A 19,207-nucleotide genomic window follows, 5' to 3' on the forward strand; every position below is an offset into this window, starting at 1 on the left:
ATTCATGAGATCGAAAAGATTTGAAGCACTGGCGAAACGCCCTGTGAATCAGGACGGCTTCGTTAAGGAGTGGATCGAAGAAGGCTTCATTGCGATGGAAAGCCCGAACGACCCAAAACCGTCCATAAAAATCGTTAACGGTATGGTCACCGAACTGGATGGTAAAGCCGCCAGTGAATTTGATTTGATAGACCATTTCATTGCCCGCTACGGTATTAATCTGGCGCGCGCTGAAGAAGTGATGGCGATGGACTCGGTCAAACTCGCCAATATGCTCTGCGATCCTAATGTGAAACGCAAAGACATCGTTCCGCTGACCACCGCGATGACGCCAGCAAAAATTGTCGAAGTGGTTTCGCATATGAACGTCGTCGAAATGATGATGTCGATGCAGAAAATGCGTGCTCGCCGTACCCCTTCTCAACAAGCGCACGTCACTAACGTTAAAGACAACCCGGTGCAGATTGCGGCCGATGCAGCAGAAGGCGCATGGCGTGGATTTGACGAGCAGGAAACAACCGTTGCCGTGGCACGCTATGCACCGTTTAACGCTATTGCTCTGCTGGTCGGTTCACAGGTTGGGCGTCCCGGCGTATTAACCCAGTGCTCACTGGAAGAAGCCACCGAGCTCAAACTCGGCATGTTAGGCCATACCTGCTATGCAGAAACGATTTCCGTGTACGGTACTGAACCGGTCTTTACCGATGGTGACGATACCCCATGGTCAAAAGGCTTCCTGGCCTCTTCTTATGCCTCACGCGGTCTGAAAATGCGCTTTACCTCAGGCTCTGGCTCAGAAGTGCAGATGGGTTATGCAGAAGGTAAATCCATGCTGTATCTGGAAGCCCGCTGCATTTACATCACCAAAGCCGCTGGCGTGCAGGGTTTACAGAACGGGTCCGTTAGCTGCATCGGCGTCCCTTCCGCCGTACCGTCAGGTATCCGCGCAGTGCTGGCAGAAAACCTGATCTGCTCGTCACTGGATCTCGAATGCGCCTCCAGTAACGACCAAACCTTTACCCACTCGGATATGCGCCGTACCGCGCGTTTGCTGATGCAATTCCTGCCAGGAACTGACTTCATCTCTTCCGGCTATTCCGCCGTGCCGAACTACGACAACATGTTTGCAGGCTCTAACGAAGATGCCGAAGACTTTGACGACTACAACGTTCTCCAGCGTGACCTGAAAGTCGACGGGGGTTTGCGTCCGGTGCGTGAAGAAGACGTCATCGCCATTCGTAACAAAGCGGCCCGCGCACTGCAGGCAGTGTTTGCTGGAATGGGATTGCCACCCATCACCGATGAAGAAGTTGAAGCCGCGACTTACGCCCACGGCTCGAAAGATATGCCAGAACGTAACATCGTTGAAGACATTAAGTTTGCGCAAGAGATCATCAGCAAAAACCGCAACGGACTGGAAGTGGTGAAAGCCCTGGCCCAGGGCGGATTTACCGATGTTGCTCAGGATATGCTCAACATCCAGAAAGCCAAGTTAACCGGAGACTATCTGCATACCTCCGCCATTATCGTCGGCGACGGACAGGTGCTTTCCGCGGTGAATGACGTCAACGATTATGCCGGTCCGGCAACAGGTTATCGCCTGCAAGGCGAACGCTGGGAAGAAATTAAAAACATCCCCGGCGCACTTGATCCCAACGAGCTTGGCTAAGGGGTGAACTATGGAAATCAATGAAAAGCTGCTGCGCCAGATAATTGAAGATGTGCTGTCTGAAATGCAGACCAGCGATAAGCCTGTTTCTTTCCGCTCGTCTGCCGCGGCAACCGCACCGCAGATGGCAACCGCGCCAGGTGACAGTTTTCTGACCGAAATTGGCGAAGCCAAACAGGGCCAGCAGCAGGATGAAGTGATTATTGCCGTTGGTCCGGCGTTTGGGCTCTCGCAGACCGTCAATATCGTCGGTATTCCGCACAAGAATATTTTGCGCGAAGTGATCGCGGGTATTGAAGAAGAAGGCATTAAAGCACGCGTCATCCGCTGCTTTAAATCCTCCGATGTGGCGTTTGTCGCCGTGGAAGGTAACCGTCTGAGTGGTTCCGGTATTTCAATCGGCATCCAGTCCAAAGGCACCACGGTTATCCACCAGCAGGGGTTACCGCCGCTTTCTAACCTGGAGCTGTTCCCTCAGGCCCCACTCCTGACGCTGGAAACCTACCGTCAGATTGGTAAGAACGCCGCGCGTTACGCCAAGCGTGAATCTCCACAACCGGTCCCGACGTTGAATGATCAGATGGCGCGTCCGAAGTACCAGGCGAAATCAGCCATTCTGCACATTAAAGAGACCAAATACGTCGTGACGGGCAAAAACCCGCAGGAACTGCGCGTGGCGCTTTGATAAAGGATAACTCCATGAATACCGACGCAATTGAATCGATGGTTCGGGATGTGTTGAGCCGAATGAACAGCCTGCAGGGAGAGACCGTCACTCCAGCCGCGACTGGTTCATCAGCGCATACCGCGAAAGTGACGGATTACCCGCTCGCCAATAAACACCCTGAGTGGGTAAAAACCGCCACCAATAAAACGTTGGATGACTTCACTCTCGAAAATGTGCTGAGCAATAAGGTCACCGCACAGGATATGCGTATCACACCAGAAACGTTGCGCATTCAGGCGGATATCGCCAAAGATGCCGGACGTGACAGGCTGGCGATGAACTTTGAACGTGCCGCAGAACTGACCGCGGTGCCTGACGATCGCATCCTTGAGATCTACAACGCCCTGCGCCCATACCGCTCAACCAAAGACGAGCTGATGGCCATCGCCGACGATCTCGAAAATCGTTATCAGGCAAAGATTTGCGCAGCCTTCGTGCGTGAAGCGGCAGTGCTGTACGTCGAGCGTAAGAAACTCAAAGGTGACGATTAATTTTAGGGAAAAATGATGCGATATATAGCTGGCATTGACATAGGCAACTCATCAACAGAAGTCGCTCTCGCGACGCTGGATGATGCTGGCACGCTGAGCATTACAACCAGCGCACTGGCTGAAACGACTGGAATTAAGGGCACGTTGCGTAATGTGTTTGGTATTCAGGAGGCGCTTACGCTTGCAGCAAAAAATGCAGGCATCAATGTCAGCGATATTTCGCTCATCCGTATTAACGAAGCCACGCCGGTCATTGGTGATGTGGCGATGGAGACGATCACCGAAACTATCATCACCGAGTCGACCATGATCGGTCACAACCCTAAAACGCCTGGTGGGGTCGGGTTAGGTGTTGGCGTCACAATTACGCCGGAAGAGTTGTTAACCCGTCCGGCGGATATGCCTTATATCCTGGTGGTGTCATCGGCATTCGATTTTGCCGATGTTGCTACCATGATTAATGCCTCCGTTCGCGCCGGATATCAGCTAGCCGGCGTTATTTTGCAACAGGACGATGGCGTGCTGGTCAGCAACCGTCTCACTACGCCGCTGCCTATCGTCGACGAAGTACTCTATATCGACCGGATCCCGTTAGGAATGCTGGCGGCTATTGAGGTCGCTATACCCGGAAAGGTGATTGAAACGCTCTCGAACCCTTACGGGATTGCGACTGTTTTTAACCTGAATGCGGACGAGACCAAAAATATTGTCCCCATGGCACGCGCGCTGATCGGCAACCGCTCAGCGGTCGTCGTGAAAACACCGTCAGGTGATGTAAAAGCGCGAGCTATTCCTGCCGGAAACCTCGAACTCCAGTCGCAAGGACGTACTGTTCGCGTCGACGTTGCCGCGGGTGCGGATGCCATTATGAAAGCGGTAGGCGAATGCCCACGGCTTGATAACGTGACTGGCGAAGCGGGAACCAATATTGGCGGCATGCTGGAGCATGTTCGCCAGACGATGGCGGAGTTAACCAACAAACCCAGCCATGAAATCTTCATTCAGGATTTATTGGCCGTTGATACCTCCGTTCCCGTCAGCGTGACGGGGGGACTCGCCGGAGAGTTCTCGCTGGAACAGGCGGTGGGTATTGCCTCAATGGTGAAATCAGATCGCCTGCAAATGGCAATGATAGCCCAGGAGATCACGCAAAAGCTCAACATCGACGTGCAGGTAGGCGGCGCTGAAGCCGAAGCGGCCATCCTGGGCGCCCTCACCACGCCGGGCACGACGCGTCCGCTGGCCATTCTGGATCTCGGCGCAGGTTCCACTGATGCCTCCATCATTAATCCAAAAGGCGAAATTATTGCCACACACCTGGCAGGCGCGGGCGATATGGTCACGATGATCATTGCCCGCGAACTGGGGCTGGAAGACCGCTACCTCGCCGAGGAGATAAAAAAATATCCGCTGGCAAAAGTAGAAAGCCTGTTCCACCTTCGCCACGAAGATGGCAGCGTTCAGTTCTTTCCTTCTCCCCTGCCGCCAACGGTATTCGCCCGGGTCTGCGTGGTGAAACCCGATGAACTGGTGCCATTACCCGGGGACCTGGCGCTGGAGAAAGTTCGCGTCATTCGTCGCAGCGCCAAGGAGCGCGTTTTTGTTACCAATGCGCTGAGAGCACTTCGTCAGGTTAGCCCCACAGGTAATATTCGCGACATCCCGTTTGTGGTTCTGGTTGGTGGCTCGTCACTGGACTTCGAAGTTCCACAACTGGTAACGGATGCGCTGGCGCACTACCGACTGGTTGCGGGTCGCGGCAATATTCGCGGTACCGAAGGCCCACGAAATGCTGTCGCAACTGGGCTTATCCTCTCCTGGTACAAGGCATTCGCTCATGGAAAGTAACCTCAGCGCACCGGCTATCGTGATCTTCACCCTGGGAGAGGACATGTCACTCTGGAATGACGTCCTGCTGGGTATTGAAGAAGAAGGGATCCCCTTTGTGGTTCAGGAGAGCCATTCCGCCGACATCATCCACAGCGCATGGCTGGCGGCATGTCAGTCACCGCTGCTCGTCGGCATTGGATGTAACCGGGAACAACTGGTTGTGCACTACAAAAATTTACCGACCTCAGCGCCACTTTTTACGCTGACGTATCAACAAGATAGCCACGCTCGTCGGCGCATCGGCAATAACGCTGCGCGGCTGGTTAAAGGCATTCCCTTCCGGGAATGCCACTCATAATCCACAGGAGAAAAGCAGTATGAATAACGCACTGGGACTGGTTGAAACAAAAGGGCTTGTCGGCGCTATTGAAGCCGCTGATGCCATGGTGAAATCCGCTAACGTGCAGTTGGTTGGTTACGAAAAAATTGGCTCGGGCCTTATCACCGTCATGGTTCGTGGGGATGTCGGCGCGGTTAAAGCTGCTGTAGACGCTGGCAGCGCTGCCGCCAGCGCCGTTGGCGAGGTGAAATCCTGCCACGTCATCCCGCGTCCACACAGCGACGTCGAAGCCATTTTACCTAAATCCGCTTAAACCGTTGCAACAAGGAGCACAGCGTGAAGCAATCACTGGGATTACTTGAAGTTAGTGGTCTGGCATTAGCCATCAGTTGCGCGGATGTCATGGCGAAAGCCGCCTCCATCACGCTGGTGGGCCTCGAAAAAACCAACGGTTCAGGCTGGACGGTGATCAAAATCATCGGTGATGTGGCCTCCGTGCAGGCGGCCATTTCCACCGGTGCCAGCTTTGCAGACCAGCGGGAAGGTCTGGTTGCGCACAAAGTCATTTCCAGACCCGGGGAAGGCATCCTTTCGCACAGCGTCGTTTCGACACCTGAGCCCATCCCTGAACCCACACCTGTCGAGGTGGAAGTACAGGTGGTTGTGGAAAGTGAATTACCCGAAGCACCACAAGATACAGACCTGATTAGCTGCAATCTGTGTCTCGACCCTGCCTGTCCGCGCCAGAAGGGAGAGCCTCGCTCACTCTGCCTGCATTCTGGTAAACGAGGTGAAGCGTAATGGATAAACAGCAACTGGAGACTACGGTCAGTAAAGTACTGGATGAAATGCGCGAGCGCCCTATTCCACTGGGGATCTCTAATCGTCATATCCATCTTTGTGCTGAAGATTACGCTCGTTTGTTTCCCAATCAGCCCATCAGCGAGAAAAAAGGTCTGCTGCAGCCTGGACAATATGCCGCAGATCAGACCGTTACGCTGGTGGGTCCAAAAGGCCAGCTAAAAAATGTGCGTTTGCTGGGACCGCTGCGTAGCACCAGCCAGGTAGAAATCTCCCGCACCGACGCCCGCACGCTGGGTATCGCTGCGCCGTTGCGTATGTCCGGCAATATTCAGGGAACGCCGGGCATTCGCCTGGTGAGTCCTTTTGCTGAACTGGATATCTCATGCGGAGTGATTGTCGCCCAGCGGCACATTCATATGTCACCGCTTGATGCGCTGATCCTACGCGTGTCACATGGCGATAAAGTCTCCGTCGCCATCAATGGAGATGAACGCAGACTGATCTTCGATAACGTTGCCGTTCGCGTATCGCCGGATATGCGTCTTGAAATGCATATCGACACTGACGAAGCCAATGCTGCAGGGGCGGATAGCCCACAGGCATTCGCCACGCTGGTGAGCTCACGATGAACAATGAACTGCTGCAACGCATCATCGGGGAGGTCGTCTCCCGATTACAAAAACGCGCGGACAGTTCGCTCTCTCTGAGCGTCGCGCAGTTACGGGAAGCCGATCCCCGGGCGCTGGTTTGTCAGTACTCCGCTCTGATTATCGAGCACGCTGATTTACCGCTGCTGGCGCATATTGCGCAACACGATTCATCCGATGTGTCAGCGATCACTCTCCACGAAGCCCTGGCCTGTGGCGTTCGCGTGAAGATATCGCTGCAGCATCAATTGCTACCGGCGATCCCCGTACGAAAACTCGCGCGACTGCCGCTGGAGTTCAGTGATGAACGCGGGCAAACCATCATTCTGCATCCCAATACGCTTTTAAGTTATGCCGATGTAGCCCGATTACAAGGTGGGTTTCTGGTGCTACGCCGTCGATGTGTTGTGACCGCACTGGCAAAAGAAACCGTCAGTATGCGCAATATCCAATTAATTAAGCAGGAGTGAACCATGCATCTGGCACGCGTTACAGGCGTCGTGGTATCCACGCAAAAATCACCGTCACTGGTTGGAAAAAAACTGTTACTGGTACGTCGGGTAACGGCCGACGGCGAACTACCGCAATCGCCAACAGCGGGTGACGAGGTCGCAGTTGACTCCGTGGGTGCCGGTACCGGTGAGCTGGTTTTACTCAGCAGCGGCTCCAGCGCCAGGCACGTTTTTACCGGCCCCAATGAGGCTATCGATCTGGCCATCGTTGGCATTGTCGACACGCTTTCTCGCTAGGAGGAACAATGGCGATTTATACCCGAACGGGCGATGCCGGTACGACAGCGCTCTTTACCGGACAGCGCGTCAGTAAAACACACCCGCGCGTTGAAGCTTACGGTACGCTGGATGAACTCAACGCGGCGCTGAGTCTTTGCGTCTGCGCGGCACAAAGCCCGCAACACCGTGCGTTACTTGAAGAAATTCAGTTACAGCTGTTTTGGTTCAGTGCCGAACTGGCCAGTGAAAGCGAGCAGCCCACGCCCACCCAGCGTTATATCAGCTCGGAAGACATTGCAGCCCTCGAGGCCGCCATCGATACCGCGATGGCACGAGTGCCTCCCCTGCACAGTTTTATTTTACCCGGACGCTGTGAAGCCGCCAGCCGTCTGCACTTCGCCCGCACGCTTGCCCGTCGCGCTGAAAGACGGCTTGTCGAACTCTCCACAGATGCCTCTATCCGACAGGTACTTATGCGCTATATCAACCGTCTGTCCGATTGTTTATATGCGCTCGCCAGGGCTGAAGATTATGACGCGCACCAAAGCACTATTATTCAGAAGGTGGCTGAGCGTTACGTGGCAGCGATCCAGACACCGGCAATTAAGGAGTCTGCTATGTCATTGTCTTTTCAGGAACTCCATCAACTAACTTGTTCTGCAGTAGCGCGGGCACAAGCGCTGCAAGTCCCTGTCGTCATCAGCATTGTGGATGCTAACGGTACACAAACGGTGACCTGGCGCATGCCCGATGCACTGCTCGTCAGTAGTGAGCTTGCGCCGAAAAAAGCGTGGACCGCCGTGGCGATGAAAACCGCCACGCATGAACTTAGCTCAGCGGTGCAACCGGGCGCAGCCCTTTACGGGCTGGAAAGCCATATGCAAGGAAAAGTCGTCACGTTTGGTGGCGGGTATGCACTATGGCGCGAGGGTTTACTTCTTGGGGGTCTTGGCATCAGCGGAGGAAGCGTTGAGCAGGATATGGATATTGCAGAAACCGCCATTGCGGCGATTAACGTGAGAACACATCAATGAATACATCAGAACTTGAAACCCTTATCCGCACCATTTTGACAGAACAGCTCGTACCGGCAAAAACCGAGGTAAAAGGTGGCGGTATTTTTCCCTCCGTCGGTGAAGCAATCGATGCCGCGCATCAGGCCTTTTTACGTTATCAGCAATGCCCACTGAAAACCCGCAGCGCCATTATTAGTGCTCTGCGGGACGAACTAACGCCTCATATTGCCTCGTTGGCGGCAGAAAGCGCGGACGAAACAGGAATGGGCAACAAAGAGGATAAGTTCCTCAAAAATAAAGCCGCCCTGGATAACACCCCCGGTATAGAAGACCTGACCACAACCGCCCTCACCGGCGATGGTGGCATGGTGTTATTTGAATACTCCCCCTTTGGCGTAATTGGCTCTGTCGCCCCTAGCACCAACCCAACGGAAACCATTATTAATAACAGCATCAGTATGTTGGCTGCGGGGAATAGCGTTTACTTCAGTCCTCACCCGGGGGCTAAAGCGGTTTCACTCAAGCTGATTGCCATGATTGAAGATATTGCTTTTCGCTGCTGCGGGATCCGAAATCTTGTCGTCACAGTCACAGAACCCACTTTTGAAGCTACCCAGCAGATGATGGCGCACCCTAAAATCGCAGTTCTGGCGATTACCGGTGGCCCGGGAATTGTGGCTATGGGCATGAAAAGCGGGAAAAAAGTCATTGGCGCAGGCGCCGGGAATCCCCCCTGCATCGTTGATGAAACCGCCGATCTGGTGAAGGCAGCGGAAGACATCATCAACGGTGCCTCGTTTGATTACAACCTGCCCTGTATTGCCGAGAAAAGCCTGATTGTTGTTGAAGCGGTTGCCGAACGACTGATTCAACAAATGCAGTCTTTTGGGGCATTGCTGCTAAACAGCGAAGAAGTGGACAAACTACGCGCCGCCTGTCTGCCAGAGGGAATGGCGAATAAGAAGCTTGTCGGAAAAAGTCCGGCAACGTTACTGGAAGCGGCGGGTATACCCGTTCCGACAAAAGCGCCTCGTCTGTTGATGGGCATCGTCAAAGCTGACGATGCGTGGGTTACCAGCGAACAGTTGATGCCCATGCTTCCTGTCGTGACGGTCAACGATTTTGACAGTGCGCTAACGTTGGCGCTGAAGGTTGAAGAGGGACTGCACCACACCGCCATTATGCACTCGCAAAATGTGTCACGTTTAAATCTTGCTGCTCGCACGTTGCAAACGTCTATTTTTGTGAAAAATGGCCCCTCTTACGCCGGTATTGGCGTCGGCGGCGAAGGTTTTACCACCTTTACCATCGCCACCCCAACCGGTGAAGGAACAACGTCTGCGCGGACGTTTGCACGTTCTCGTCGTTGCGTGCTGACCAACGGTTTTTCTATCCGCTAATGAGGCCGTAATGAATAGCTTTTCACTGCAAACTCGATTGTACAGCGGCCAGGGCAGTTTGAGTGTGCTCAAACGCTTCACGAATAAGCATATCTGGATTATTTGCGATGGTTTTCTTGCGCGTTCGCCGCTGATTGCAACGCTGCGCGATGCGCTGCCTGCGGATAATCGCATTAGCGTGTTCAGTGATATCACACCCGATCCCACCATCAATACGGTAGTACAAGGGATTGCACAAATGCAGTCCCTGCGACCGGATGTGGTGATTGGCTTTGGTGGAGGGTCGGCGCTTGATGCAGCGAAAGCGATTGTCTGGTTCAGCCGTCAGTTTGGCATCGAAATCGAAACCTGTGTAGCCATCCCGACCACCAGCGGCACAGGCTCTGAAGTGACCAGCGCCTGCGTGATCGGCGATCCGGAGAAAGGCATTAAATATCCGTTATTTAATAATGCCCTCTACCCGGATATGGCAATCCTTGACCCAATGCTGGTGGTCAGCGTACCGCCTGCCATCACCGCCAATACCGGAATGGACGTGCTGACGCATGCGCTTGAAGCGTACGTCTCCACCAAGGCCAGCGACTTCACTGACGCCCTGGCTGAAAAAGCAGCGCAAATTGTCTTCCAGTATCTGCCCGTCGCCGTCAGCAAAGGCGATTGTCTGGCAACTCGGGGGAAAATGCACAACGCCTCGACCCTCGCGGGGATGGCGTTTAGCCAGGCCGGTCTTGGGATTAACCATGCCATAGCGCATCAGCTTGGCGGTCAGTTTCATCTGCCGCACGGTCTGGCCAACGCACTACTCCTGAACGCTGTGATTCACTTTAATGCCCGCGAGCCCAGGGCTGCGAAACGCTATGCCCGCTTCGCGAAGGCCTGCCATTTATGCCCTGATACTGCAAACGATACGGCGGCACTCAATGCGCTAATTCATCATATTGAGCAACTCAAAAAACAGTGCGCATTACCCTCTTTTACTGACGCGCTCAAAGACGGAAAGCAAACCTGGTCACAGCGTATCCCCTCGATGGTTCAGGCAGCTCTGGCGGATGCCACGCTGCAAACGAATCCACGCGTTGCTGATGCTGCTGCCGTTCAGGAACTGCTTGAGGAATTACTATGAATACAGCCATGACGGCTGAACCCATTTGTTATGATGCTCAGACAATACGCGATCGCGTGCGCGCTGCGGGTGTGGTGGGAGCCGGTGGCGCTGGCTTTCCTGCACACGTCAAACTGCAGGCGCAGGTCGATACGTTTTTGGTCAATGCGGCAGAATGCGAGCCGATGCTGAAGGTTGATCAGCAATTAATGGCCGTGCAGGCGGCCCGACTGATACGCGGCGTGCAGTATGCCATGAAGACCACTGGCGCCAGCGCCGGCATTATCGCCCTTAAAGAAAAATATCAGAAAGCCATCAGTGCGTTAACACCTCTCCTGCCCGCCGATATCAGGTTACACATTTTGCCTGATGTCTACCCGGCTGGCGATGAAGTGCTGACAATCTGGATGGCAACCGGACGGCGGGTGCCTCCTGCTGCTCTCCCGGTTAGTGTGGGCGTGGTGGTCAATAACGTCCAGACCGTACTTAACATCGCACGAGCCGTTGAACAGCAGTTCCCCGTTACGCGTCGTACATTAACCGTCAATGGCGCAGTTGCCCGGCCGGTTACCCTGACCGTACCTGTCGGTATGTCGCTGCGCGAAGTACTGGCACTGGCTGGCGGCGCTACCGTCGATGACCCCGGATTTATTAACGGCGGTCCGATGATGGGCGGTCTGATTACTTCTCTGGATACGCCAGTCAGTAAAACGACCGGTGGCCTGCTGGTGCTACCGAAATCCCATGCGCTGATCCAGCGACGAATACAGGATGAACGCACCGTGCTTTCGGTTGCCAAAACCGTCTGCGAGCAGTGCCGGTTGTGCACAGACCTGTGTCCACGACACTTGATTGGCCATGAGCTCTCCCCACATTTGCTGGTGCGTGCAGTCAACTATCAGCAGGCCGCCACACCGCAATTGCTGCTCACCGCCCTGACCTGCTCAGAATGCAACGTCTGTGAAAGCGTGGCCTGTCCGGTGGGGATTTCTCCGATGCGCATTAACCGCATGCTCAAACGCGAGCTACGTGCGCTCAATCATCGTTATGAAGGCCCGTTAAACCCTGAAGATGAAATGGCGAAGTACCGTCTGATTCCGGTGAAACGGCTTATTACCAAACTGGGTCTCAGTGACTGGTATCACGATGCACCATTAGACCAGACAGATCATCCCACTGAAAAAACAACGTTGTTGTTACGCCAGCATATTGGTGCCAGTGCCATTCCTTGTGTGCAAAAAGGGGAGCGCGTTGTGCGCGGCCAATGTGTTGCAGAGATACCCGAGGGCGCATTAGGTGCGCCGGTTCACGCCAGTATTGACGGTATTGTCAGCGAAATCACAGATCAGTCCATCACGGTAATAAGAGGTTAACCATGTCTCAGGCTATAGGGATTTTAGAACTCACCAGCATTGCCAAAGGAATGGAAGCCGGCGATGCGATGCTGAAAAGCGCTAATGTGAATTTGCTGGTCAGTAAAACCATCTGCCCGGGAAAATTTTTGCTGATGCTGGGTGGTGATGTTGGCGCAATACAGCAGGCCATTGCCACAGGAACCTCACTTGCTGGAGATATGCTCGTCGACAGTCTGGTCCTGCCTAACATTCATGCCAGCGTTCTGCCGGCGATCAGCGGACTCAATAGTGTAGATAAACGCCAGGCGGTAGGGATTGTTGAAACCTGGAGCGTTGCGGCCTGTATTTGTGCCGCCGACCGCGCGGTAAAAGCCTCCAATGTCACGCTGGTAAGAGTGCATATGGCGTTTGGTATTGGCGGTAAGTGCTACATGGTTGTCGCGGGCGATGTTTCCGATGTGAATAACGCCGTGACGGTCGCCAGTGAAAGTGCGGGTGAAAAAGGTCTTCTGGTCTATCGCTCGGTGATCCCACGTCCGCATGAAAGCATGTGGCGCCAAATGGTGGAGGGGTGATGGAAATACAGTCGACAACGGATCGTATGATTCAGGAATATGTGCCCGGAAAACAGGTCACACTGGCGCATCTTATTGCTAATCCTGGTAAAGATTTGTTCAAGAAACTTGGCTTGCAGGATTCAGTCTCGGCGATTGGCATTTTAACCATTACGCCCAGCGAAGCCTCCATTATCGCCTGTGATATCGCGACTAAATCAGGTGCGGTGGAGATCGGTTTTCTGGACCGCTTTACCGGCGCAGTCGTATTAACCGGTGATGTTTCGGCCGTTGAGTACGCGCTGAAGCAGGTGACCCGCACGCTGGGCGAAATGATGCGTTTTACCGCCTGCCCGATTACGCGGACATGACGTGATGAAACGCATCATGTTCATTGGACCCAGCCAAAGTGGGAAAACATCGCTCACCCAGTGTATGCGTGGCGAAGCGCTTAATTATCAGAAAACCCAGGCTATCGTCTGGTCTCCCACGGCGATAGACACACCTGGGGAATATCTGGAGAACCGCTGCCTGTATAGTGCGCTGCTGGTCAGCGCCTGTGAAGCCGACGTTATCGCGCTGGTGCTCAACGCTGACGCGCCCTGGTCACCTTTTTCACCTGGATTTACCGGCCCCATGAACCGGCCCGTTATCGGTCTGGTGACCAAAGCCGATTTAGCTAACCCGCAGCAGATTGCCCTCGTCGAGGGTTGGTTGAGGCAGGCCGGGGCGCAAAACGTTTTTATTACCAGCGCGGTGAACAATACCGGCGTTGATGAGATGTTCAATTTTCTGCACGCAAAGGAATCGTCATGTCTCACAAAATAATGGCCATTAACGCAGGCAGCTCTTCTCTGAAGTTTCAGTTACTGGCGATGCCGCAGGGCGAGATGCTCTGTCAGGGGCTGCTCGAGCGCATCGGGATGCCTGATGCAAAGGTCACGATAAAAACCCCGGTGCAAAAATGGCAGGAAACATTGCCGATTGCCGATCACCGTGAAGCGGTAACGTTGTTACTGGAAAAACTGCTCAACCATAACATCATCAATAGCCTGCAGGATATTGACGGCGTTGGTCACCGTGTGGCACACGGCGGCGAAATCTTTAAAGATTCAGCCCTGGTCACTGATGAATCACTGGCGGAAATAGAACGTCTGGCAGAACTGGCGCCACTGCATAACCCGGTGAATGCGCTAGGCATTGCTGTTTTTCGCCAGCTGTTACCGGCCACACCTGCCGTGGCGGTTTTTGATACGGCCTTTCATCAGACGCTGGACGAACCTTCGTTTATCTATCCCCTGCCCTGGCGTTATTATTCGGAGCTGGGTATTCGTCGCTACGGCTTCCATGGTACCAGCCACAAATACGTCAGCCATACGCTGGCTGAAAAACTGGGCGTGCCGCTCAGCGCTCTGCGGGTGGTGTGTTGCCATCTGGGCAACGGCAGCAGCATCTGCGCCATCAAGGGCGGACAATCCGTTAATACTTCAATGGGCTTTACCCCACAGTCTGGCGTGATGATGGGCACCCGTAGCGGCGACATCGATCCGTCCATTTTGCCGTGGATTGCCCAACGTGAAGGCAAAACACCACAGCAGCTAAATCAGTTACTCAATAATGAGTCGGGGCTGCTTGGCGTTTCCGGCATCTCACCTGACTACCGTGACGTGGAACAGGCGGCTGATAGCGGAAACCGTCAGGCAGCGCTGGCGCTGACGCTGTTTGCCGAAAGAATTCGAGCCACCATTGGCAGCTACATTATGCAAATGGGCGGTCTGGATGCGCTGGTGTTTACTGGTGGTATTGGCGAAAACTCTGCTCGTGCCCGGGCAGCCATTTGCCACAACCTCAATTTCTTAGGGCTGGCGGTAGATGAGGACAAAAACCAACGTAATGCGACCTTCATTCAGACAGAAAACGCGATGGTCAAAGTGGCCGTCATCAATACCAACGAAGAGCTGATGATCGCGCAAGACGTCATGCGTATAGCGATTGCAGAAACTGTGACGCTGAGCATTCCCGCTTAACACTGCTGCGCCGCAGATTGCGGCACATCATGGTAATAGCGCGATCGCCATGACACTATGCGCCGAAGATTGCTAATCACAAAGGTGAAAAGACGTGGCTGTTGCGCAATGCCCCGCATCATGCGGAGAACTTATCCAGGGCTGGATTCTGGGCAGCGAGAAATTGGTCTCCTGCCCGGTTGAATGGTACAGCACCGTTGAAGTCAGCTCCGGATCGCCGCTTGCCGATGAGCGGCCTCTTTCACGGTCGATGGTTGACCGCTTGTTGCAGCACTGGCAATATCCGGCACATGTCAGTCAGGATATTCGTATTGATATCCACTCCACGATCCCCATCGCCAAAGGGATGGCCAGCAGTACGGCAGATATTGCCGCCACCGCCATCGCTACCGCCCACCATCTGGGCCATCAGTTAGATGAAGCCACGTTAGCGCAGCTTTGCGTTTCGCTCGAACCTACCGACAGCACCGTTTTTCGCCAGTTAACACTTTTTGATCATAACAATGCTTCCACTCAGATCGCCTGTGAAGCGCAGCCCCACCTCGACCTGCTGGTTCTCGAAAGCCCGGAAACGTTACGCACGGCAGACTATCACCGGATCCCGCGCCAGGCGGGGTTACAGGCAGGCGCACCCGCCCTCAAACGAGCTTGGGAAAAAGTGCAGGAAGCTTGCTCAAGTCAAAACCCGTACCGGATGGGCGAAGCGGCCACGCTAAGCGCCATTGCCAGCCAGATGTTGTTGCCAAAACCGGATTTCGATTCGTTATTATCGCTGGTTGAAGAATGTGATTTATACGGTGTGAACGTGGCACATAGCGGCAGCGTGGTTGGCCTGATGCTGGACAGAACGCGTCACGACGTGGATTATATCAAATGGATGCTGGTGCAGAAAAAACTGACTACACACTGGCCGGAGCAGCATTTGCTGCGGATGGTAACGGGCGGGGTTGAATTACAGTAGAGACGATAGGGGCCGCATTACGCCCCCCTATCGTTTGCAACATTACTCTGCTTTCGCTTCGCCGTTTTTCACTTCACCCATGGCTTTGAGCTTTTTAGAAATGTCGCGACGCTCTTTAGAGATCTCAGCATTTTTGATGATGTAATCATCCACACGATCTTCATAGTCGCTTTTCATGCTGGCAATAATGCCCTGGATCGCTTCAACGCTCATGCCTGGCTTGATATAGTCGCTCAGGTTGTCCAGCAGCAGAACACGTTTCTGGTTGTCACGGATCTTTTTCTCAACGTCCTGGATTTCACGTTGCAGTTTGTTCTTACGACGGAACAGACGAACAAATTCCAGCACGTCCTGGAAAGAAGGCTTGGTAGTTTCCATTTTTACACCCCTGATAATGTGAGATTCGGATTCGTTTAAACAACGGCTAAAGTGGGTCAACATTACTTTCATGCCCGCCATACTTCAAGTTGCATCTGCATCGACAATGCACGGTTGAAACCTGAGTTATCGAGGGTAAAGCCATTGCAGTTACCAATGGTTTTAGCCTTTTTCAGTATCATACCCTTAATTGTTGCTGAATCGAAGCAGCAGTAATGTCAAACCCCTCAGCTGCGCTTTATTTGCGCAAAGCGCGGCAGATTAAATGCGAGAGCAGTTCCAACTGTCGCGCCATCTCCATATTCAGCCAGACAAAGCCATGAATGGGCGTTTCTGCGACGTTGTCGCCCTGGTGCTCCTCAATAAGCTGACGTAACTCGGTTACCGTATCGTTGAGTTTTTCGGTATTCGCAAGGACCGGCTGTGGGTTGCCTTCATACAGCGCGTGACTAATCGTCAATAAGGCTTGTTGCATCCTGAGTTGAGATTCACGCAGCGTGTGCGCATTCAACATCACAAAATGACTGGACCGCGTTGCCCACAGCGCGTTGATTTGCAGTTCAAGCATGCACACCAGATTTCGGTTAATCGTTTGAATGGCCTCAAAAACTGATTTTTGAATGCGGGTTTCTTTGCTGGCCGGAATGATTAAGCCACGCATTTTAACGACGTCACTCAGCAACTGCTGTAAGTGCTTATCCAGCCGGGGTTGTTCGAGTAGGTTGGGTGATAGCGCTGCCTGATATACCCGGTTATAGCCGGTAATGCAGTGCGCCAGCTGAATGCGCCAGTGTATAAATGCGCGTTGCGGCCAGATCCAGGTAAACAGCATTGCCAGTAGAGAGCCGAGAATCACATCCCCCCCGCGCCAGAGTGCCGTGTTCATATCGCCCGCGGGGGCGCCAACCACGACGGCCAGCGTGATGCCGATCAGCAGCGCCTGATACGGTTTTTTACCCAATGCCAGCCAGCCGCACAGGAACATCGCCACCGCACACCATATCAGCATCAGCGGCAATGAAATGAGCTCCAGCCGGAGCGCCACCAGCCCAAGAACCGAACCCAGAATCGTGCCACCAATACGTTCAAAAGCTCGGGGGACGACATTGCCCCAAAAGGAAATCGGCCCCATGATCACCACCAGCGTGATCAGAGGCCAGGTACCTTCAGGGATGTCCAGCAGGCGAACCAGCAGAAAAGTGAGAAGAAACGCCAGCGAGATGCGAATACCATGCACCACACGATAATGACGATACAAGCGAATTTCAAAAGGACTCAGTGACTTATCTGCACGCACTCATGCACTCCGTCAGGGAATAGCAAAGAACAGAATTGTACCTGTTTTTTCAGTGAAAACATTACCGTTATCAACAGGCCTTTTATCCTGATTCACACCCAAAACCGTTACTTCGCCTGCACCGGCACGTACATTTCAATATCCCAGTATCCGTCCTCCATGCCATTGTTTCGGTAAATTTCAAAACATGGTTTGGCCGATAACTGCCAGGACGAATCCTGCAACAGACGGTCAAAAAACTGATACCAGGGTGTGGCAAAGTCATGGTTTTCAACACGGGCAACGGCCACGGCATAGTCGCCGCCCGCCAGTTCAGTCAGAATCACCCCTTCGCTGTTTTCGGGGATCTCAAAACCTTCAGGCACTGAAACTACGGTATCGCAGCGCAGTTTATCTGCCGGAACCACGTCTGGGTTGTCGTAATAGACGGCTATCCATTCCAGCGGCACAATCTGGTTACCGTCGACCCACATAACCAGCTGTTCAAACCCCTGCTTTACCGTGTGTTCCCACGGTCCAACCATGTGAAACCCGGCAATCCTGCGTCTTTCTACCTGCTTTATCTCATACGCCATATAACCTCCCGCATGTTACTGTATAAAAACACAGTATAATTTCTGCGTATTACGGCCACAAGCAAACAGTGATTATTATGTGAGCAGATTCGCAGTCTTGCCAGTCTCGCGCACAAACAGAAATCTACACCTTATGGTGAAAATAATCGCTCAGGCGCGAAAACACGCCCCCCTCACCGACAGACTCCAGCGTCATCAGCGGCCAATGCGCCACCAGTTGATCCCGGTCGTAGAGTTCAATTTCGCCCACGCGCTGATGTGCGGCAATGGGCGCCACCAGCTCTTTTTTATCAAGCACATACTTTGCTTTAATATTCGCCACTTCAGCTTTAGGCAGCGCCATCCAAAAATCTTGCTCAGTACCGAGACTGATTTTTTCTTTATCGCCATACCAGATCCGCTCAACGCCGACCTGCTTACCACTTCGCAGAACCTGCACTGTGTCAAAGTTTTGCTGTCCCCATTGCAGCAGCTTACGCGCCTGATCTTCACGCCCCTTCGCACTCTCGGCCCCCATTACAACGGCGATTAATCGACGCTGTCCGTCTACCGCAGATGCAATCAGGTTAAACCCGGCACCAGAGGTGTGCCCCGTCTTTAGCCCATCCACGTTCAGGGTTTTATCCCACAATAAACCGTTACGGTTCTGCTGGGTGATGCCGTTCCAGGTGAGGCTTTTCTCGCTGTACATATGATAGAAATCAGGCTCGCCGTGAATAATAGCCCTCGATAACACCGCCAGATCGTAAGCCGAGCTGTGCTGACCTGGAGCATCCAGTCCATGCACCGTTTCAAAATGGGTGTCCTGCAACTTCAGCTTTTGCACATAACTGTTCATCATTGCGACAAACTGTGGTTGCCCACCGGCGATATAATCCGCCAGCGCAACGCAGGCATCGTTGCCAGAATCGACAATTAAGCCGCGACTTAAATCACGCACTGAAACGCGATCGCCTTGTTTTAAGAACATTAACGATGAACCGACAAATACCGGATTGTCTTTTGCCCACGCGTCGCGTCCAACGGTGACAATGTCTGACGGGCTAATACGCTGACTGTCAATGGCGCGATCCACAACATAGCCGGTCATCAGCTTGGTCAGACTGGCGGGATTACGCTGCTGGTGCTCATTACCTGCGGTAAGAATTTGGCCTGTGGTGTAATCCATCAGCACCCACGCGCCCGCATTGATAGCCGGGGGTTGGGGAGCAAAACGGGTGACATCCGCCGCAAAGGCGGAGGAAAAACTCATCGCGAAAAGAGAAGCGGCAATAAACAAACGGCGTTTCAACAGCATGTCCTC

Annotated in this window: 23 protein-coding genes; 19 read left to right on the forward strand and 4 right to left on the reverse strand. The window is 53.5% G+C overall.

Translation table 11 applies throughout. The features are described from left to right. Window positions 1-4 precede the first annotated feature (4 nt). The 19 genes from pduC to QNN86_RS01060 all read left to right on the forward strand — a co-directional run bounded on the left by pduC (window position 5) and on the right by QNN86_RS01060 (window position 15,654). The gene (gene pduC / locus QNN86_RS00970; RefSeq protein ID WP_096756650.1) at window positions 5-1,669 is read left to right on the forward strand and encodes a propanediol dehydratase large subunit PduC; all 1,665 of its coding nucleotides are present in this window, start codon (window positions 5-7) and stop codon (window positions 1,667-1,669) included. A 10-nt stretch (window positions 1,670-1,679) separates the two neighbouring features. Beyond that, on the forward strand, window positions 1,680-2,354 hold the full coding sequence (gene pduD, locus QNN86_RS00975; RefSeq protein ID WP_096756649.1) for a propanediol dehydratase medium subunit PduD: 675 nt from the start codon (window positions 1,680-1,682) through the stop codon (window positions 2,352-2,354). 14 nt (window positions 2,355-2,368) lie between these two features. Then, on the forward strand, window positions 2,369-2,887 hold the full coding sequence (gene pduE / locus QNN86_RS00980) for a propanediol dehydratase small subunit PduE (RefSeq protein ID WP_115258155.1): 519 nt from the start codon (window positions 2,369-2,371) through the stop codon (window positions 2,885-2,887). Between the two features lie 15 nt (window positions 2,888-2,902). Beyond that, window positions 2,903-4,735 carry a diol dehydratase reactivase subunit alpha gene (locus QNN86_RS00985; protein WP_181617215.1) on the forward strand — a complete coding sequence of 611 codons (1,833 nt, stop codon included), beginning with the start codon at window positions 2,903-2,905 and terminating at the stop codon, window positions 4,733-4,735. Then, window positions 4,725-5,075, forward strand: a complete 351-nt coding sequence (locus QNN86_RS00990; RefSeq protein ID WP_096756647.1) for a glycerol dehydratase reactivase beta/small subunit family protein — start codon at window positions 4,725-4,727, stop codon at window positions 5,073-5,075. Before QNN86_RS00985 ends, QNN86_RS00990 begins: the two co-directional genes overlap by 11 nt. A gap of 19 nt (window positions 5,076-5,094) precedes the next feature. Continuing rightward, entirely contained in the window at window positions 5,095-5,370 is a 276-nt protein-coding gene (pduJ, locus tag QNN86_RS00995) for a propanediol utilization microcompartment protein PduJ (RefSeq protein WP_001057752.1), read from the forward strand. Between the two features lie 23 nt (window positions 5,371-5,393). Next, the gene (locus QNN86_RS01000; protein WP_096756646.1) at window positions 5,394-5,858 is read left to right on the forward strand and encodes a BMC domain-containing protein; all 465 of its coding nucleotides are present in this window, start codon (window positions 5,394-5,396) and stop codon (window positions 5,856-5,858) included. After that, window positions 5,858-6,490, forward strand: a complete 633-nt coding sequence (locus QNN86_RS01005) for a phosphate propanoyltransferase (protein ID WP_115258153.1) — start codon at window positions 5,858-5,860, stop codon at window positions 6,488-6,490. The genes QNN86_RS01000 and QNN86_RS01005 overlap by 1 nt, the downstream gene beginning before the upstream one ends. Then, on the forward strand, window positions 6,487-6,978 hold the full coding sequence (gene pduM, locus QNN86_RS01010; RefSeq protein ID WP_181617217.1) for a microcompartment protein PduM: 492 nt from the start codon (window positions 6,487-6,489) through the stop codon (window positions 6,976-6,978). Before QNN86_RS01005 ends, pduM begins: the two co-directional genes overlap by 4 nt. A gap of 3 nt (window positions 6,979-6,981) precedes the next feature. After that, a complete protein-coding gene (locus tag QNN86_RS01015) occupies window positions 6,982-7,257 on the forward strand; it encodes a EutN/CcmL family microcompartment protein (protein WP_181617218.1) in 276 nt (91 codons plus the stop codon). An 8-nt stretch (window positions 7,258-7,265) separates the two neighbouring features. After that, complete coding sequence (gene pduO / locus QNN86_RS01020) at window positions 7,266-8,273, forward strand: two-domain cob(I)yrinic acid a,c-diamide adenosyltransferase PduO (RefSeq protein ID WP_181617219.1); 1,008 nt, start codon at window positions 7,266-7,268, stop codon at window positions 8,271-8,273. Further along, on the forward strand, window positions 8,270-9,655 hold the full coding sequence (gene pduP / locus QNN86_RS01025) for a CoA-acylating propionaldehyde dehydrogenase PduP (RefSeq protein WP_181617220.1): 1,386 nt from the start codon (window positions 8,270-8,272) through the stop codon (window positions 9,653-9,655). Before pduO ends, pduP begins: the two co-directional genes overlap by 4 nt. A 10-nt stretch (window positions 9,656-9,665) precedes the next feature. Further along, window positions 9,666-10,778: a 1-propanol dehydrogenase PduQ gene (locus tag QNN86_RS01030; protein WP_181617221.1), complete on the forward strand. Its 1,113-nt coding sequence runs from the start codon at window positions 9,666-9,668 to the stop codon at window positions 10,776-10,778. After that, window positions 10,775-12,130 carry a cobalamin reductase PduS gene (pduS, locus tag QNN86_RS01035; RefSeq protein WP_181617222.1) on the forward strand — a complete coding sequence of 452 codons (1,356 nt, stop codon included), beginning with the start codon at window positions 10,775-10,777 and terminating at the stop codon, window positions 12,128-12,130. Before QNN86_RS01030 ends, pduS begins: the two co-directional genes overlap by 4 nt. A 2-nt stretch (window positions 12,131-12,132) precedes the next feature. Continuing rightward, window positions 12,133-12,687, forward strand: a complete 555-nt coding sequence (pduT, locus tag QNN86_RS01040; RefSeq protein WP_046275683.1) for a propanediol utilization microcompartment protein PduT — start codon at window positions 12,133-12,135, stop codon at window positions 12,685-12,687. Next, window positions 12,687-13,037, forward strand: coding sequence for a propanediol utilization microcompartment protein PduU (gene pduU / locus QNN86_RS01045; RefSeq protein ID WP_181617223.1), 351 nt, complete (start codon window positions 12,687-12,689; stop codon window positions 13,035-13,037). Before pduT ends, pduU begins: the two co-directional genes overlap by 1 nt. A gap of 4 nt (window positions 13,038-13,041) precedes the next feature. Next, a complete protein-coding gene (pduV, locus tag QNN86_RS01050; RefSeq protein ID WP_181619493.1) occupies window positions 13,042-13,494 on the forward strand; it encodes a propanediol utilization protein PduV in 453 nt (150 codons plus the stop codon). Next, window positions 13,479-14,693, forward strand: coding sequence for an acetate/propionate family kinase (locus QNN86_RS01055; protein WP_181617224.1), 1,215 nt, complete (start codon window positions 13,479-13,481; stop codon window positions 14,691-14,693). The genes pduV and QNN86_RS01055 overlap by 16 nt, the downstream gene beginning before the upstream one ends. A gap of 94 nt (window positions 14,694-14,787) precedes the next feature. Then, entirely contained in the window at window positions 14,788-15,654 is an 867-nt protein-coding gene (locus QNN86_RS01060; RefSeq protein WP_181617225.1) for an L-threonine kinase, read from the forward strand. 42 nt (window positions 15,655-15,696) lie between these two features. On the opposite strand, the gene QNN86_RS01065 is transcribed toward QNN86_RS01060, so the two are convergent. From QNN86_RS01065 to dacD, 4 genes are all read right to left on the reverse strand, one after another. After that, window positions 15,697-16,032, reverse strand: coding sequence for a DUF496 family protein (locus QNN86_RS01065; RefSeq protein ID WP_003834176.1), 336 nt, complete (start codon window positions 16,030-16,032; stop codon window positions 15,697-15,699). Window positions 16,033-16,270: 238 nt separating this feature from the next. Beyond that, window positions 16,271-17,329, reverse strand: a complete 1,059-nt coding sequence (locus QNN86_RS01070) for an FUSC family protein (protein ID WP_181617226.1) — start codon at window positions 17,327-17,329, stop codon at window positions 16,271-16,273. A 107-nt stretch (window positions 17,330-17,436) separates the two neighbouring features. Further along, window positions 17,437-17,904 carry a DNA gyrase inhibitor SbmC gene (gene sbmC / locus QNN86_RS01075; RefSeq protein WP_181617227.1) on the reverse strand — a complete coding sequence of 156 codons (468 nt, stop codon included), beginning with the start codon at window positions 17,902-17,904 and terminating at the stop codon, window positions 17,437-17,439. Between the two features lie 124 nt (window positions 17,905-18,028). Continuing rightward, complete coding sequence (gene dacD / locus QNN86_RS01080; protein ID WP_181617228.1) at window positions 18,029-19,201, reverse strand: serine-type D-Ala-D-Ala carboxypeptidase DacD; 1,173 nt, start codon at window positions 19,199-19,201, stop codon at window positions 18,029-18,031. Window positions 19,202-19,207: the final 6 nt, after the last annotated feature.

This window comes from Citrobacter sp. C348 (assembly GCF_047467975.1).
Taxonomy (GTDB): domain Bacteria; phylum Pseudomonadota; class Gammaproteobacteria; order Enterobacterales; family Enterobacteriaceae; genus Citrobacter; species Citrobacter gillenii.

What these genes read in the sequence shown, in the direction of transcription:
- pduC (WP_096756650.1), top strand. Translation starts at nt 5, where the DNA reads ATGAGATCGAAAAGATTTGAAGCACTGGCGAAACGCCCTGTGAATCAG.
- pduD (WP_096756649.1), top strand. Translation starts at nt 1,680, where the DNA reads ATGGAAATCAATGAAAAGCTGCTGCGCCAGATAATTGAAGATGTGCTG.
- pduE (WP_115258155.1), top strand. Translation starts at nt 2,369, where the DNA reads ATGAATACCGACGCAATTGAATCGATGGTTCGGGATGTGTTGAGCCGA.
- QNN86_RS00985 (WP_181617215.1), top strand. Translation starts at nt 2,903, where the DNA reads ATGCGATATATAGCTGGCATTGACATAGGCAACTCATCAACAGAAGTC.
- QNN86_RS00990 (WP_096756647.1), top strand. Translation starts at nt 4,725, where the DNA reads ATGGAAAGTAACCTCAGCGCACCGGCTATCGTGATCTTCACCCTGGGA.
- pduJ (WP_001057752.1), top strand. Translation starts at nt 5,095, where the DNA reads ATGAATAACGCACTGGGACTGGTTGAAACAAAAGGGCTTGTCGGCGCT.
- QNN86_RS01005 (WP_115258153.1), top strand. Translation starts at nt 5,858, where the DNA reads ATGGATAAACAGCAACTGGAGACTACGGTCAGTAAAGTACTGGATGAA.
- pduM (WP_181617217.1), top strand. Translation starts at nt 6,487, where the DNA reads ATGAACAATGAACTGCTGCAACGCATCATCGGGGAGGTCGTCTCCCGA.
- QNN86_RS01015 (WP_181617218.1), top strand. Translation starts at nt 6,982, where the DNA reads ATGCATCTGGCACGCGTTACAGGCGTCGTGGTATCCACGCAAAAATCA.
- pduO (WP_181617219.1), top strand. Translation starts at nt 7,266, where the DNA reads ATGGCGATTTATACCCGAACGGGCGATGCCGGTACGACAGCGCTCTTT.
- pduP (WP_181617220.1), top strand. Translation starts at nt 8,270, where the DNA reads ATGAATACATCAGAACTTGAAACCCTTATCCGCACCATTTTGACAGAA.
- QNN86_RS01030 (WP_181617221.1), top strand. Translation starts at nt 9,666, where the DNA reads ATGAATAGCTTTTCACTGCAAACTCGATTGTACAGCGGCCAGGGCAGT.
- pduS (WP_181617222.1), top strand. Translation starts at nt 10,775, where the DNA reads ATGAATACAGCCATGACGGCTGAACCCATTTGTTATGATGCTCAGACA.
- pduT (WP_046275683.1), top strand. Translation starts at nt 12,133, where the DNA reads ATGTCTCAGGCTATAGGGATTTTAGAACTCACCAGCATTGCCAAAGGA.
- pduU (WP_181617223.1), top strand. Translation starts at nt 12,687, where the DNA reads ATGGAAATACAGTCGACAACGGATCGTATGATTCAGGAATATGTGCCC.
- pduV (WP_181619493.1), top strand. Translation starts at nt 13,042, where the DNA reads ATGAAACGCATCATGTTCATTGGACCCAGCCAAAGTGGGAAAACATCG.
- QNN86_RS01055 (WP_181617224.1), top strand. Translation starts at nt 13,479, where the DNA reads ATGTCTCACAAAATAATGGCCATTAACGCAGGCAGCTCTTCTCTGAAG.
- QNN86_RS01065 (WP_003834176.1), bottom strand. Translation starts at nt 16,032, where the DNA reads ATGGAAACTACCAAGCCTTCTTTCCAGGACGTGCTGGAATTTGTTCGT.
- sbmC (WP_181617227.1), bottom strand. Translation starts at nt 17,904, where the DNA reads ATGGCGTATGAGATAAAGCAGGTAGAAAGACGCAGGATTGCCGGGTTT.
- dacD (WP_181617228.1), bottom strand. Translation starts at nt 19,201, where the DNA reads ATGCTGTTGAAACGCCGTTTGTTTATTGCCGCTTCTCTTTTCGCGATG.